The organism is Methanolacinia petrolearia DSM 11571, from assembly GCF_000147875.1.
GTDB lineage: Archaea > Halobacteriota > Methanomicrobia > Methanomicrobiales > Methanomicrobiaceae > Methanolacinia > Methanolacinia petrolearia.
This window is the reverse complement of the sequence record NC_014507.1, coordinates 1,422,789-1,437,550: the sequence shown is the minus strand read 5'-3', so window position 1 is coordinate 1,437,550 and position 14,762 is coordinate 1,422,789. Positions and strand designations below refer to the sequence as shown.

12 protein-coding genes are annotated in these 14,762 nt (G+C 31.6%); 7 read left to right on the top strand and 5 right to left on the bottom strand.

The genetic code is table 11. From position 1 onward, the window contains the following. The first annotated feature begins 80 nt into the window (after window positions 1-80). The 7 genes from MPET_RS07130 to MPET_RS07100 all read left to right on the top strand — a co-directional run bounded on the left by MPET_RS07130 (window position 81) and on the right by MPET_RS07100 (window position 9,298). Entirely contained in the window at window positions 81-848 is a 768-nt protein-coding gene (locus MPET_RS07130; protein ID WP_013329341.1) for an ABC transporter permease, read from the top strand. A gap of 11 nt (window positions 849-859) precedes the next feature. Then, window positions 860-2,107, top strand: a complete 1,248-nt coding sequence (locus MPET_RS07125) for an ABC transporter ATP-binding protein (protein ID WP_013329340.1) — start codon at window positions 860-862, stop codon at window positions 2,105-2,107. Window positions 2,108-2,155: 48 nt separating this feature from the next. Beyond that, window positions 2,156-4,288: a methyltransferase domain-containing protein gene (locus MPET_RS07120; protein WP_013329339.1), complete on the top strand. Its 2,133-nt coding sequence runs from the start codon at window positions 2,156-2,158 to the stop codon at window positions 4,286-4,288. Window positions 4,289-4,311: 23 nt separating this feature from the next. Beyond that, a complete protein-coding gene (locus MPET_RS07115) occupies window positions 4,312-5,172 on the top strand; it encodes a methyltransferase domain-containing protein (protein ID WP_013329338.1) in 861 nt (286 codons plus the stop codon). Beyond that, window positions 5,169-7,547 (top strand): glycosyltransferase family 4 protein, encoded by a 2,379-nt coding sequence (locus MPET_RS07110; protein ID WP_013329337.1) that lies wholly within the window; start codon window positions 5,169-5,171, stop codon window positions 7,545-7,547. The genes MPET_RS07115 and MPET_RS07110 overlap by 4 nt, the downstream gene beginning before the upstream one ends. Beyond that, window positions 7,544-8,710, top strand: a complete 1,167-nt coding sequence (locus MPET_RS07105) for a glycosyltransferase family 4 protein (RefSeq protein WP_013329336.1) — start codon at window positions 7,544-7,546, stop codon at window positions 8,708-8,710. The genes MPET_RS07110 and MPET_RS07105 overlap by 4 nt, the downstream gene beginning before the upstream one ends. Window positions 8,711-8,869: 159 nt before the next feature. Beyond that, window positions 8,870-9,298, top strand: coding sequence for a transposase (locus tag MPET_RS07100; protein ID WP_013329335.1), 429 nt, complete (start codon window positions 8,870-8,872; stop codon window positions 9,296-9,298). On the opposite strand, the gene MPET_RS07095 is transcribed toward MPET_RS07100, so the two are convergent. Genes MPET_RS07095 through MPET_RS07070 form a run of 5 tightly spaced genes read right to left on the bottom strand, consistent with a single transcriptional unit; the run spans window position 9,266 to window position 14,755 of the window. After that, complete coding sequence (locus tag MPET_RS07095; protein WP_013329334.1) at window positions 9,266-10,291, bottom strand: lysylphosphatidylglycerol synthase transmembrane domain-containing protein; 1,026 nt, start codon at window positions 10,289-10,291, stop codon at window positions 9,266-9,268. The genes MPET_RS07100 and MPET_RS07095 overlap by 33 nt on opposite strands. Window positions 10,292-10,333: 42 nt before the next feature. After that, complete coding sequence (locus tag MPET_RS07090) at window positions 10,334-11,344, bottom strand: glycosyltransferase family 2 protein (protein WP_013329333.1); 1,011 nt, start codon at window positions 11,342-11,344, stop codon at window positions 10,334-10,336. Beyond that, a complete protein-coding gene (locus tag MPET_RS15150) occupies window positions 11,334-13,568 on the bottom strand; it encodes a hypothetical protein (protein WP_013329332.1) in 2,235 nt (744 codons plus the stop codon). The genes MPET_RS07090 and MPET_RS15150 overlap by 11 nt, the downstream gene beginning before the upstream one ends. Before the next feature lie 55 nt (window positions 13,569-13,623). Continuing rightward, window positions 13,624-14,178, bottom strand: coding sequence for a D-glycero-beta-D-manno-heptose 1,7-bisphosphate 7-phosphatase (gene gmhB / locus MPET_RS07075; protein ID WP_013329331.1), 555 nt, complete (start codon window positions 14,176-14,178; stop codon window positions 13,624-13,626). Further along, window positions 14,168-14,755 (bottom strand): D-sedoheptulose-7-phosphate isomerase, encoded by a 588-nt coding sequence (locus MPET_RS07070; protein ID WP_013329330.1) that lies wholly within the window; start codon window positions 14,753-14,755, stop codon window positions 14,168-14,170. The genes gmhB and MPET_RS07070 overlap by 11 nt, the downstream gene beginning before the upstream one ends. Window positions 14,756-14,762 lie beyond the last annotated feature (7 nt).

The following is a 14,762-nucleotide window of genomic DNA, read 5'->3' as shown; positions in this document are numbered from 1 at the left end:
ATATGGAAATTACTATGTAATTTATCATCAATATTATGTTCTGATTTATTGCATGTATATTTAATAACAGGTGGATCTAAGTGAATTTTAGCCTTATAACGGAATTTGCGAAACGTGATCTCACCGAGAGGTATTCGGGATCTCTTTTGGGATTTGCATGGAATTTCATATTTCCCCTTGCAAATATTATAGTCTATACATTTATTTTTTCAAGTATCATGGGAGCAAGGCTTCCGGGGTCATCGGATGTTTTCAGCTATGGTGTATACATATGTGCAGGTATTCTTCCCTGGACCGCTTTTGCCAGCATGTTTACACGCATTTCAACGATTTTTCCTGACAAACGCCATATCCTTACAAAACTGAATACGAACCTCAGGTATTTCCCTCTCTATATTGTAATTTCCGAGAGTGTGATCTTTGCAGGAACTATGGTATTTTTCTTTCTCTTTCTTATTTATGCAGGCTACCAGTTCTCCTGGCTTCTGGTGTTTGTTCCGGTAATATATTTCATCCAGGTTCTTTTTGCGTACTCACTCGGATTTTTCCTGGCAAATTTCATGGTCTTTTTAAAAGATCTTCGTGAAACGATCCAGGTTGTACTTCTTTTCTGGTTTTGGTTTACACCGATTGTATATGTATATGATATCCTTCCAGATTTCGCAAAATCAGTAATCATCTGGAATCCCATGACCGCGGTTGTCAACGGCTACCAGTCGATATTTGTGTATAATGAGATCCCCGGGTTCACGTTCCTGACATATGTTCTGCTGTTGAGTATTTTCATGCTTCTTTTATCTTTTTGGATATTTAATAGGCTTGAGAAGGATATACGGGATTTCATGTGAGGTGAAGGATTATGATCACAGTAAAAAATGTCAGCAAAAAATACCGGATCTATCATTCCCCTGCAGATCGTCTGAAGGAGATTGTGACCCGGAAAAAATATCACAAGGATCTGCAGGCACTTTCTGGAATCTCTTTCTCGGTTGCAGACGGCGAGACGCTTGGCATAGTCGGTGAGAATGGTGCCGGAAAGTCAACTCTTCTTAAAATATTGCAGGGTGTCGTTATCCCCGATGAAGGCGAGGTTGAGGTTACAGGGAAGGTGACTGGGCTTTTGGAGCTTGGGACTGGTTTCAATCACGAACTTACGGGTATCGAAAACATCTACATGAACGGAACGCTTCTCGGCATGAGTAAAGACGAGATCGATTCCAAAAGAGATGAGATAATTAATTTCACGGAACTGGGGGATGCGATAAACGATCCGATAAAGACGTATTCTTCCGGGATGCTGATGCGGCTTGGTTTTTCTATCGCCATCCATGCCGATCCTGCGTGTTTTCTGGTGGATGAAGCCTTATCTGTTGGAGATGCTTATTTCCAGCAGAAATGCATGCGGGCTATTCAGGCTTTTAAAGAGAAGGGCGGATCGATCATTTTTGTTTCTCATGATATGAACGCTGTAAAGACTCTTTGCGATGCAGCAATTTTTCTTGAAAAAGGAAGTATGGTTAATTTTGGAAATACAAAAGAGGTTGTTGACTTATACTTGAACGTAATTTTACAGAAAAGTCATCAGGGAGATTTACCTGTAAATATTCAGGAAAAGAAGACTGAAAAGAAATACAATATGAATTATTCCGAGACTTCAACAGGAGAAGTGGAATTGGTATCTTTTAAGGTCTTCAATGAAAAAGGAAACGAGATATCATATATTGAGAGTGAAAATGTTATCAGGGTTGTATATGAGATAAAACCGTTGAGAGATTTTGATGAACCGCATTATGGTCTGATGATCAGGAATACATTCGGAGTTTCGATTTTCGAAACAAATACTTACTGCATGAATGTTGAGACCGAGAAAATCCAAAAAGACCAGAATGTAAAAGTAGAATGGTTGATGAATCTTCCTTTAAGTCCTGGAGCATATTCTTTTTCTGTAGGTGTCGCAAATAAGGGATTTGACAGGGGATCTTTTGAGGAATATTCTCTTTTGGCGCATGATGTTGAGGTAGTTACTATTTTATTAAATGATGAAAGTATTGTTTATGGAGGACTTTTAAATTTAAAACCATCAATCTGTATATTAAATAAGGACTAATGTTGTTGTAATATTGGAATTATGATCACATCCAAATAGGAGCTAATTATGAGTTCTAATTTTATTTTTAAGTTACCTTCTGAACCCTTTGGAATAGATGATTCAGAAAGGTGCATAGAAATACCTTGGGCAATATCCTGTTACAGTGGAGAAGAAAGGGTTCTTGATGTAGGTTATGCTAATGCTGAAGACAGATATCTTGAACAATTATTGTCATTGAATATAAAGGAATTACATGGAATAGATATTATTGAAAAAAATATTGGAGGGATCATTCCTCATAAAAGTGACATCCGAAATACAAATTTTCCTGATGAATTTTTTGACTTGATATATTGTATTTCAGCAATTGAGCACATTGGCCGTGATAACTCAATTTATGATAGATATTTTTGTGAAGATAGCAATGATGGAGATATTGAAGCCTTAAGTGAAATATATAGAATAACAAAAAATGGGGGAAGAATTGTTTTAACTGTTCCTTTTGGGAAATATCATAATTATGGATGGTTCATTCATTATGATGAAAAAAGATGGAATAAATTAATTAAATCAGTAAATTGTAATACAATTAAAGAAGATTTTTATAAATATGATAATGGATGGCACTCCTGTGATGAACATGAATTAAAGGAGATACTGTATAAAGATAATAATGCTCCGGCAGCAGCAGGATTGGTATGTATACTGCTCGAAAAAGGAACCAATTCAAATATTAAAATGCAGAGTAAGGAATCTTCTAAAAATGTGGAGAGGACTGATATGAACACAATAGAAATAAAAAATGAAGAAATAAACGTCGAAGAAATAATGGCGAAAATCCGGGAAAATATTCGAAGAAGAAAGGAGGCAGAAGTCTCTCCCAAAGATGATTTGTCAGATCTATCTGTGGAAATAAATAATGTTCAGGATAGTCTGCAGTACTTAAAGAATAATGCTGACATTGGCAATAACAGCTATTTTATCAGTTCGCATCGCCCGTTTGCCGGAAAATTCCTCGTTAAAAGCCGGAGCCTTATTAACGGGGAAGTCCGGCGCTATATGGATCCTGTTATCTGGAAACAAACAGAATTCAACAATGAATTGGTAAAAGTTCTTTCCAGCGCCGGAACTCGTATAGATCATATTTGTGAATACCTTGAGGACATTGAACATATCAATGATATTTGTGAGCGTTTAGTAAATACAAATAATAGTATAGGTGCTATAAACGAACGTCTTAAAACTTCTGAAACAGCTTATTATGATGTCAATACTCGTATTCTAAAGTTTGAATCGGAGAATAGTGAGTTAAGATCTAGTATTTTAAAGTTGGAATCTGAAAAAATAGATATTTCAGGTTTAGTAAAAGAAGAGGTCACAAAACAGGTTAATGAAATCCTTTCATCCTTGGATTCTGAAATTAAAAACAGGGAATGGCTTATAAATCTTCTTGAAAAAAGGAATGCCGGGTGTTCAAATCTGGAATCTGTTACTTCTCGTGCTTATTTTGAGGTTCCTGATCTTAATTATTTTATTTTCGAAGAGAAATTCCGAGGTTCACGAAAGGAGATTAAAGAGCGACAGAATATATATATTGAATATTTTGAAGGTTGTAGAAATGTCTTGGATATCGGTTGCGGTCGCGGAGAATTTTTGGAACTGATGCGTGAGAATGGGATCGGAGCTTGGGGCGTAGATTTTGATAAAACGATGGTTGAATTTTGCCAATCAAAAGGATTAAACGTTCTTTTTGATGATGCTATATCATATCTTGAAAAACTTGATGATTCAACTCTTGACGGGGTTTTCATAAGCCAAGTTGTTGAACATCTGGAACCTGTTGTCCTTGTTCGCTTGCTCGAACTTTGCTATAAGAAGCTAAAATTGGGCTATTACATCATTGCAGAAACAGTAAACCCATTGTCGCTTACATCTCTTGCAAACTTCTATATTGACCTGACTCATTTTAAACCTGTTCACCCTGAAACCATGAGATTTTTATATTCAACAACTGGCTTTAGAGAAACTGAAATAAAGTTTTTTGGTTTGACTCCAGAAAATGAGGCATTGAAACCGTTATCAGATAATGATAAACAAGTACTTATTAAAGAGGATATTGAAACCTATAATCAAAATATTCGGGTCCTCAATAGTAGGATTTTTGGTGCAATGGATTATGCAGTTATTGGGAAGAAATAATCTTTATTTTTAGTGGAGAGGGCATGAAATATCAATATCAGTTAAAGACAGATTGTCTAGATTTTGAAGATGGTGTTGAAGTTTTAAAGAAAAAATTTACAAATCCTGTTGTTGTAGGGAATATTAATAATCTCGATCCTGACTGTGTTAATTGGATTATCAATACTCTTGTTTCGAGGGGTATTTCAGTTAAGCGAATCAGAGTGGATAGAAAAGGGTATCTAAAATATATAATAAAAGCCGAATATAAAACTAAATATCCTGAATATTATATTAATAATTTTTTTGAGAAAACATTCGAGCATTACCTCTGTTATCATTTTTTGGATCTAAAACAAAATGAAAAGTTTATAGATATTGCAAGTGAGCATTCGCCAGTTGTAGATATTTTTAGTAACCTGACGGGGTGTATTGGATATTCACAAGATATCATGTATAATCCGGGGATTCATGATAATAAAATTGGTAGCAATGCATCAGAAATACCAGTTCCTGATGAATTTTTCAATGGTGCAATTGCAACATGTAGCATTGAGCATTTTGAAAATGACTCTGATATTCTTTTTATGAGAGAAATGGAGCGTTTATTGATTAAAGGAGGTAAAATCATCATAGCTCCTTTATATATCTATTCTAAAAGTAGCTGTCAGACTGATCCAAGATATTCAATTCCAGGAAGTGTCTCTTTTGATAATGAGGCAATTATATACTGTGCAAAAGACTGGGGTAACAGACATGGAAGGTTTTATTCACCAGAATCACTTATAAGAAGGCTTATAAAACCTAATACGAAACTGGAATTTGTAGTATATATTATCGAAAATCTTGAAGAAATTGACAAATCTCTATATTGTAAATTCATATTAGTAGGAACACATATATGAAAATCGCGATTGTTGCTCCAAGCCCTGTTCCTTTTACTATGGGAGGAGCGGAAAATCTTGTTCTTGGAATGCAAAATGCAATTAATGATATCACTTCAAATCAATGCGAACTAATAAAAGTGCCTATTCTTGAAAACAATTTTTGGGATCTTATTAGATCTTATTCCAATTTCTATAATCTTGATCTCTCGCACTTTGATATGGTTATTTCTACTAAATATCCATCTTGGATGGTTCAGCACCACAATCATGTATTATATATGATTCACACATTAAGAGGTCTTTATGATTCATATCATTTCTGTAATCTTCCTGAAAAAACGCCTTCCTATCTTTGTGTTGGATTAGTAAAAAGAATACTGGACATCATTTATAAAAATGACTTATCGTCAGAATCGATAAATGCGATTTTTGAAAATCTTAAGTTATTAAAAGAAACTAAAACTGAATATAATTCGGAGACATTCAGTTTTCCAGGACCATTTATAAGAGAAATAATTCAGTACTTTGACAGATTTGCATTATCTGGTCAGAGAATTCAACGATATTATACTATGTCGGATACTGTACGTCGGCGTAAAGATTATTTCCCTATTAATTCAGAAGTCAAAATTGTATATCCGCCATCGAAAATAAGTGATTTCGCTAGTGAGGGATATGATTATATTTTCACAGCAAGTCGTTTAGATGGACCAAAACGCCTTGATCTTATTATTAAAGCTATGGAATATGTTCCTCATAATATAAAGTTGAAGATCGCCGGAACCGGACCTGAGGAAAAGCAACTGAAGAAAGTAGCACAAAAAGATGGCAGAATCGAGTTTGTCGGCTATGTAAATGAAAATGAACTTATTAGCCTATATTCTCATTCATTGGCAGTTTTATTTACTCCATATGATGAGGACTATGGATTGATAACACTTGAGGCAATGATGAGTAAAAAACCTGTTATTACTACTTTTGATAGTGGTGGTCCCACAGAACTAGTACAAGATGGGAAAAATGGATTTATTACTAATCCAACTCCTCAAAGTATTGCTGAAAAAATAAATTATTATATAGAATATCCTGAAAATGCAAGAATTATGGGAAATGCGGGTTATTCAGCTGTACAAAATATAAGTTGGCTCAATTTTATCAAATTACTTTTAAAGGAAGAAGAAAATGTATTGCAGGAAAAAAGAAAGGTCCTTGTATTGTCTACATATTCATGTTATCCTCCTCGTGGAGGAGGCCAACAAAGATTATATAACATCTATTCACGACTGGCGAAAAAATATGATGTCACAATTTGTTCAATCATTGAATCTAACAAAACATTTCAAACTTTATCTTTGGATAATGGATTAAAACAAATCTGTATCCCTCAAAGTATAGAACATGCACAGTGTCAATGGACTGAAGAAAAAAAACTGAAGAGAAATCTCTATGACTGCTGTATGATTGATTTCGTTGAAAAAAGCCCACAATACACTACTGAAGTAAGAAAAATGATGAATGTTTCAGATATAATCATTTTTTCGCATCCCTATTTATTTCCTCTTGCAAAATACATTGGGGATCATTCAAAAGTTATTTATGAGGCTCATAATGTTGAATTTCTTTTAAAAAGTGATTATGTAAATAATAAAAACTGGGATAATAAATTATTTTCAAATGAAAAAGAATGCTGTGATTTTTCAGGTTTGATATTTACTACATCTGCTGAAGATAAAAAAATTCTGTTGGATATTTATAATATCGCTTCGCAAAAAATTGTAATTTCTCCAAATGGTGTGAATATTCAACAGATCCAGTATATATCATCTGATGAAAAAATAATGCAAAAGAGGCAATGTAACCTTGAAAATATAGATACGCTCTTATTTGTTGGAAGCTGGCATCCTCCAAATCTTGAAGCTCTAAAATTTATTATTAAAAATTTGCTTCCCAAACTTGATAATACAAAATTGTTGCTGGTTGGAAGTATCAAGGATTATTATCTTTCTGAATTTGGTAAATTTCCTGATACAGTACTTCCTTTTGGTGTTGTGGATGAACTTGAAAAATATGAAATTTACAAGCTTGCTGATATTGCAATAAATCCAATGTTTTCAGGTTCAGGTACCAACTTGAAAATGTTAGATTATTTTAGTGCAGGAATTCCTGTCGTAACAACAGAAACAGGTGCAAGAGGATTGTTGGTTGAAAATGAAATGGAGACAATAATCTGTGCACCAGATAATATGGTTCAATCGATTAAAAGGCTAATTGGAGATAAACAACTACAGAACAAAATCAGGAAAAATGCAAGAGCATTAGCAGAGTCTACATATTCTTGGGATGTAATTGTTGATAATTTTGAAAATCATCTTGAAGAGGATTTGATGCAATGAAAATAGCTATTGTGGTTATGAGATACGGAGAAGAAATTGTTGGAGGTGCAGAGTATCATGCAAGGATGATTGCTGAACATCTAAATAATTATTGTCAGGTAAATGTTCTTACAACATGTGCTAAAAGTTATCATACTTGGGCAAATGAATATGATAATGAAAACGAAGAAGTGATAAAAAACATAAGAATTTTAAGGTTTAAAAATTCAAAAACACGCAAAGTAAACAATGTCTTAGCCATAGAAGAAAAAATTTTTGGAAACTTAGCTCATACAAAAAAAGATGAACTTGATTGGATAAATGAAAATGGTCCAAATTGTCCTGAATTGATAAAATATATAGAAGATCATTATGATGATTATAAAGCTTTTATTTTTTTTACATTTCGATATTATACAAGCTATTATGGAATTAATGCTGCAAAGGGTAAAGCATATCTTGTACCTGAAGCGGAAAATGATCCTGCACTAAATTTATCTACAACACAGGAAATATTTCAAAATGTTAATGGCATCTTGTATAATGTCCCTGAAGAGCGGAAATTAATTTTAAATCGTGTCCCGTTTAGTGAAAAAGAAAAGAAGTGGGATATTATTGGATGTGGCATTTCTACGTCTTTGCCAAAGCAGGATCAGGTTTTAAAAATTCAACAATTGAATAATTACATTCTCTATTTAGGGCGAATAGAAGGATCTAAAGGTTGTTATCAGATGTTTGATTATTATCTCAAATTAGTTGAAGAAGATCCTTCTGTTCCTGAATTGGTTTTAGCAGGGAGTACTTCGATTCCTGTTCCAAAACATGAAAAAATCAATTTTATTGGATTTATAGAAGAATCGTATAAAGGCTCGCTATTAACGAATGCAAATTTTTTAATCATGCCATCACCATATGAAAGTTTATCTTTGGTTACTCTGGAGTCACTGGCATATGGTGTTCCGGTATTAGTAAATGGTGATTGTGATGTCTTAAAAGGGCATTGTCTTAGGAGTAATGCAGGATTATGGTACCAGAACTATGATGAATTTAAAGAATGTATTTCTTTTTTGATAAATAATAAAAACATTACTTCAGGTATGGGTGAATTAGGAAAACGCTATATAAACAAAAATTATTCTTGGGATTCTGTAGAGAAAAAATATTTAGATATTTTTGATAATTGATAGAAACTCCAATGTTTTCAGATCACCAACTGTTGTTGGATTTGGGGTAATATAATTATTCAGAGATAGAATCTTTCGAAAGTGTGGTACTAAGATTCTCAACATGTAAGGTCTCGATTAAAAAAGTTGTAATAATAACAAGATTGGATTGTTTTCACGATGGGCAAAGGATATGATTCTGAGAGTATTCATAAACAGATTCGAGAAGAAATCAAATCGTATTCTATAATCCCTGTCAGGGACAGAATGAGAAAACAGATTAAAGGAAAATATAGACGAGAATTAAATAGAGATTTTGATAAAACTCTTTATAATAAAAGAAATCCGGTTGAAACAGTATTCTCTGTCCTGAAAAGAAAATTGGGTGAAGCGTTTAAAGCAAGGAAATACTGGTTTCAGGTTAAAGAGGTTAAGATCAAACTGATAGTCTATAATATTCAGCTGGCTGTGAATACAATTTTTATATCCATATTGAAGATTTCTACAAGGCCAAAATCAGAATGGCTTTTCATAACATGGCTCTCTAAAAAAGAGATAGGTTTTCTACAGAGCCAATTATTCTTTTTTTCCAATTATTTTATGTTCTAAATCAGAAATATGCATGTTCATCTGGAAAAAATAATACAAGCCTATGATTGTAAATGGCAAATATTGGACTAAAAAATATATTATCGAAAATGCTCGAGCTATATTAATATTAATGCCAATGATCTGTAAAGCAACTATAGTTGCAATTTGATATGTTCCTATAGATCCTGGAGCTGCAGGAATTAATATTGCAAAGGTAGTAAATGTAAGTATTAATACGGTACATTTTAAGCAGTCGGATATGGAAATATCAATATTCAATGCAAGGATGCACAATATTGTAAAAATAAAATACATCAGCCAAATTAATAATGATAGTATTATTGTTTTCCCCTGATTTGGATTTTGCCATAAACTTTCAATCCCCTGACAAAATCCAATTAAATGTTTTGCTAGGAATCCTTTATTCTTTTCATTCAATTTTTTTTGTTTGTTAAAATACCATTTTTTAAATTTATCTTCATATTTAAATAGGAGGTATGTTAAAATTAAAAATCCAATTAAGATAAAATAACCGAAAAATGCAATTATCTGTGTTATTTCTGTAATCGGAAAAAGTGTAAATATTATTGTTATTATTAATAATAGTGATATTATATCTACTATCCTTTCAATAATTATTGATGAGAATGCACCGGAAATTATAATATCTGCTTTTTTAGAAATTGCATATGCTCTTAATATCTCTCCCATCTTTAATGGCAAGATATTATTTCCCATATTGCCAATCATAGTTGCCTTATAAGCATCTTCAGTAGAAGTCTCTCCTATTCCGATAAGTAAATATTTCCAACGAATTGCTCTGATCCAAACACTTCCGATTAATATGATCATTGCGATAATAAGTAATAGATAATTGGCATTGTAAAACGATGAAATGAAATCATTTAGATTTGTATTTTTAAACGAAAGCCATAGGAAAAAAATACTAATTATGATCCCAATGATAATTTGAATTAATTGAAATATTTTTTTATTATGTTTATTCTTCATTCTTTATTGATTTCTCCACTAGATCAAGTTATATTGGATCCATTAATATGACTCTTTTAATGATTCTAATTCTATTGAATTTTTAAATCCGAACGTATGCTTAATAATGTAGTTTGGTCTACCTTTTGCTTCAAGATATATAGAGTTAATATAAAGTCCCATAATTCCAATAGTTATTAGTTGTAGTCCTCCCAAGAATAATATTGCAGCAATTATTGCAGTCCAACCCGGGGTGACATATGGAAGTAAAAACAATTTTTGAATTATTACATAAATAAACATTATAAATGCAACCGTTGACGTAATCACTCCTAAAAAAAATGATATTTTCAACGGCATGTCACTAAATGATATCAAAGCAGAATTTAAAAAATTATTAATGACACCCCGTCCAAAGACCGGAAACTTAGTCTTGCCTGCAAATCTGGCTTCTCTTTTATAATCAATTGTAACCTGATTAAAACCGATCCAATTAACTAAACCGCGTAAATATGGTTTTTTTTCTTTAAGTTTTATTAAATGATTAACAGCTCTTCTTGATAATAATTTAAAATCTCCTACTTCTACTTGAAGATCAATATCAGAAACTCTTCTTAATATATGATATCCTATTTTGGTTAATCTTAGTTTTATCCTGGATTCACCATCTCTTGATATCCGTCGGGTATTGACAACATCAATATCATCTCCGTCTCTCCATGCCTTGATCATATCTGGTATTAATTCAGGAGGATCCTGGAGGTCAGCATCCATATAAATTACAATTTGACCTGATGCATATTCCATACCGGCAAGTGCACATTCTGAAACACCAAATGTGCGAGACATAGTAATAATTTTTATATCATCATGGTTTTCAGCAGATTGAATCAAAAGATCTTCGGAATGATCTGTAGAATTATCATTGACAAAAATTAGCTCATATTTATTCTGGTATTCATTATCCAGAACTTTTCTTAAACGCCTTATTAATTCAGGAATTACATCTTCTTCATTTTTAAATGATAAAATTACTGAAATGAAAGGTTTTCTTGAATTTTCATTAATTACCATTTATAGTCTCCGAATTTTGGATAAATGTAATGTTATAAAAAGCATAGCATAAACTCCTTGGATCACCAGTATCTAGGATTTTTGCAGGATATTTTGACTTGAAAACTATTTCATGATTTCCATTTGAGAGAGTTATGTTCTGAAGAAAAATTGAAATCGGTATTTCACTGTCTTTTACTTCAATTTCATTTATTTCTTTATTATCAATAAGTATGGTTAAATTATTGTTTTCTTCTAAAGACAGAAAACTAATATAAATATCCAGATCACTTATGTCATACCTAGAGTGTAGATCTATAGTTATATTTTCATAATTCTTTCCGGTCCATCTCCAGACACTTCCATAATTATTATATTCGGGTATGTACCATCCGTCTTTTAACTTTACACTGAGGTTACCTTTAATGAGAGCATATTTATCATTTAATTTTATATATTCTCTGTCATCAGGGATATAAGAAATAATATCATTAACATAAATGTCATCGATTTCGTTTTCATAATGAATTTCTTCAAGAGTCCAGTCTCCAATTTGAGGTGAATTTGGATAATAAGAAGACTCCTTTAGATATAATGTTTTATTCATAAATAAGAAATAATACGCCCACATCTGATCCCAAAATGGAGGTATTGCAACATTAATAGATGATACATTTTCCATTTCTGTAATTTTATCTAAGTCAATAATATCATTATCAACTGAATTACCATAATTATAGTTTACATAAATAATTGCCGATGCAGAGTAAATATTACCTAATATTAATAGAATAATAAATAAAAATCCAAAAATTTTCTTGATTGAACTTTTTCTATTAATATCAAGTATATTAAAATCTCTAAAAATTGATAAACTTGATATTATGAAAATAGGTAAATAATATGTAAATAGTTTATATGCCTTATAGCTCTCTCCAGTAAATTCAGGTGTTACTAGATCTTTATACTCTAGATATATATATATAAATAGGAATACTAAAAAGTATGATGCTGCTAAGTAGAATAAATTTCGGTCTTTTTTATATAAATACCAAAAAGACATAATTATAATTATAATTATTGGTACAGAAAGGATCCAATTCATAATTGAATTGTTTTGCATGAAAATATTATTTCCTGCTAAACCGAAGGCCCATAATGGATTAAGAATTGGGACACTCCAGCCAAATACATTGTTGTATATTAAAAAATCGGATATGATTCTAATAATTATTAAAGGATTTAGTATGAATGATATTATTATGGAAGTCAATATATATATTGTTGGGACGAGAATTTTAAATTTAAAATTTGATGAGATAAAAATAGTTAATAAGAACAGGAATAATGGTATAAAATATAATGGAAATAAAGGAGAATAACAAACAAACAATCCGAATAATAATAATGAAGTTATTGGTATATATTGAATGTAATCTTTGAGACTGTTACAATTGTTAATTGAGTAATAAGTCATTAAAAAAAGTGATAAGAATATTCCGGTTCCAAGGATCTGTCCAATAAAACCATGGTAATCAATGAAAATTAGATGGAAACTAAATCCTACTAATAGTGATGTAATTAAGGCAATATTTTTTTTAAATTTAAATATTTCAACTGAAATTAAAAAAATTAATGGTATTAAAAACACAAAAAATAGATTTGTTGTTATATTTTGAATTTTGTATGTTGCTAGTTGTAGTAAAGAGCTTGGAATACATGTTGAAAAATATGCAGAATAATGCGCTCCTCCTTGAGACATTCCTATGAAATAGGAATCATTATTGATAGTGGTTTGTGTAAAAGAATATTGAGTTAAATATTTGGATACTGCAGCATAATGTGCTATATCATTGTTACCCAATGTCATAGTTGTAAGTACGTTAACTTTAAATAGAAATGGCGCAGAGATTCCAATAAAAATTAATATACATATACATGAAAGTAGAATGTTTTCTTTTTTAAATGGCCATTTTAATTCAGATATACGATTCTTTTTTATTAAAATAGCTAATATTATAAAAATTAAAGATGGAATCAATAGAAACTGTGCATATACATTAGAACCAAAATCGGTATAATATGCAAAAAGAAGCCCGGCATAACTAAAATATATTAAACCAATAATGGGAGCTAAAAAGAAAGAATATTTTTCAAATGGTTTTGGGCATAATAAAAAAGTTAAACCTATTCCGCAGAAAAAATAGATAAAATATATTCCCACCGAATAAATTAGATATTCCATGCTTTCCTTCCCTCTCCAATAATATAAAAATAATTATTCTAAATTCTAATATCTTTTAGAGACAGGAGGTTAAAATAATTTCTACAGCTTCAGAGAAATTATCTGCAATATAATCCGGTGAATTTTCCCAGTTTAGTTTTTGATTTAGTAATTCTTCACGAGCATGTGGCTCTGGAATAAGAATCGTTTTAACGCCAATTTTTTTACCTGCACCAACATCGAGAATTTTATCCCCCAGCATAAAAGATTCTTTTATATTTATACTATGTCTTTCAATTGCTCTTTCGAATAATCCGGTATTCGGTTTCCTGCAATTACACTTGTCATCTGGATGATGTGGACAATAGTAGATATCATCCAAAATAACACCATATTCCAAAAGGTCTTCTTTCATTTTTTGATGAATGTTCAACAATGTTTCTTCTGAAAAATAACCTCTCGCGATGCCCGACTGATTTGTGATAACTATCAATTTAAATCCATTATCTTGAAGTTTTTTTAATCCTTCCCCAACACCTAGATACATTTTAAAATTATCAGGGTTGTCAAGATAATGAACATCTACATTTATTGTACCGTCTCTGTCAATAAATACAGCTTTATTTTTCATTTGCATCGAAGAGTTCTTTCTCTACAAGTTGACAAATTATATGTCCAATCATTATATGCGATTCCTGAATATGAGGAGTAATCTCTGATGGCACATCTATAAGATAATCTGCGATTTCACGAATTTTTCCGCCGTTATTCCCAGTAAATCCAACAGTAACCGCTTTAAGTTGTTTTGCTTTTTTAAGACCTTCTATTACATTTAGAGAATTTCCACTTGTACTTATTCCGATTACCACATCACCTGGGTTAACTAAGGCTTCCACTTGTCTGGAAAAAATATTTTCAAAAGAGTAATCATTAGCGATTGCCGTTAATTCCGATGTATTTGTTGTAAGTGCAATTGACGCGAGTGCTTTTCTTTCTAAAAAAAATCTGCTTACCAATTCACATGCAAGATGTTGTGCATCCGCAGCACTACCTCCATTTCCAAACCAAATTGTTTTATTTCCATTTTTATATGCATTAATAATAGTATCTGTAATTTGGACAATATTGTCTATTTGTAATGTTAATAATTGATCTTTTATCAGAAATGATTCTGTAAAATATTCAGAGATAGTTTTTTCAGAGTCCATTTTTCCT

Excerpts from the sequence above, each read along its gene's own strand:
- MPET_RS15150 (WP_013329332.1), bottom strand. The coding sequence starts at position 13,568 with ATGGAATATCTAATTTATTCGGTGGGAATATATTTTATCTATTTTTTC.
- MPET_RS07070 (WP_013329330.1), bottom strand. The coding sequence starts at position 14,755 with ATGGACTCTGAAAAAACTATCTCTGAATATTTTACAGAATCATTTCTG.
- MPET_RS07120 (WP_013329339.1), top strand. The coding sequence starts at position 2,156 with ATGAGTTCTAATTTTATTTTTAAGTTACCTTCTGAACCCTTTGGAATA.
- gmhB (WP_013329331.1), bottom strand. The coding sequence starts at position 14,178 with ATGAAAAATAAAGCTGTATTTATTGACAGAGACGGTACAATAAATGTA.
- MPET_RS07100 (WP_013329335.1), top strand. The coding sequence starts at position 8,870 with ATGGGCAAAGGATATGATTCTGAGAGTATTCATAAACAGATTCGAGAA.
- MPET_RS07110 (WP_013329337.1), top strand. The coding sequence starts at position 5,169 with ATGAAAATCGCGATTGTTGCTCCAAGCCCTGTTCCTTTTACTATGGGA.
- MPET_RS07095 (WP_013329334.1), bottom strand. The coding sequence starts at position 10,291 with ATGAAGAATAAACATAATAAAAAAATATTTCAATTAATTCAAATTATC.
- MPET_RS07125 (WP_013329340.1), top strand. The coding sequence starts at position 860 with ATGATCACAGTAAAAAATGTCAGCAAAAAATACCGGATCTATCATTCC.
- MPET_RS07090 (WP_013329333.1), bottom strand. The coding sequence starts at position 11,344 with ATGGTAATTAATGAAAATTCAAGAAAACCTTTCATTTCAGTAATTTTA.
- MPET_RS07105 (WP_013329336.1), top strand. The coding sequence starts at position 7,544 with ATGAAAATAGCTATTGTGGTTATGAGATACGGAGAAGAAATTGTTGGA.
- MPET_RS07115 (WP_013329338.1), top strand. The coding sequence starts at position 4,312 with ATGAAATATCAATATCAGTTAAAGACAGATTGTCTAGATTTTGAAGAT.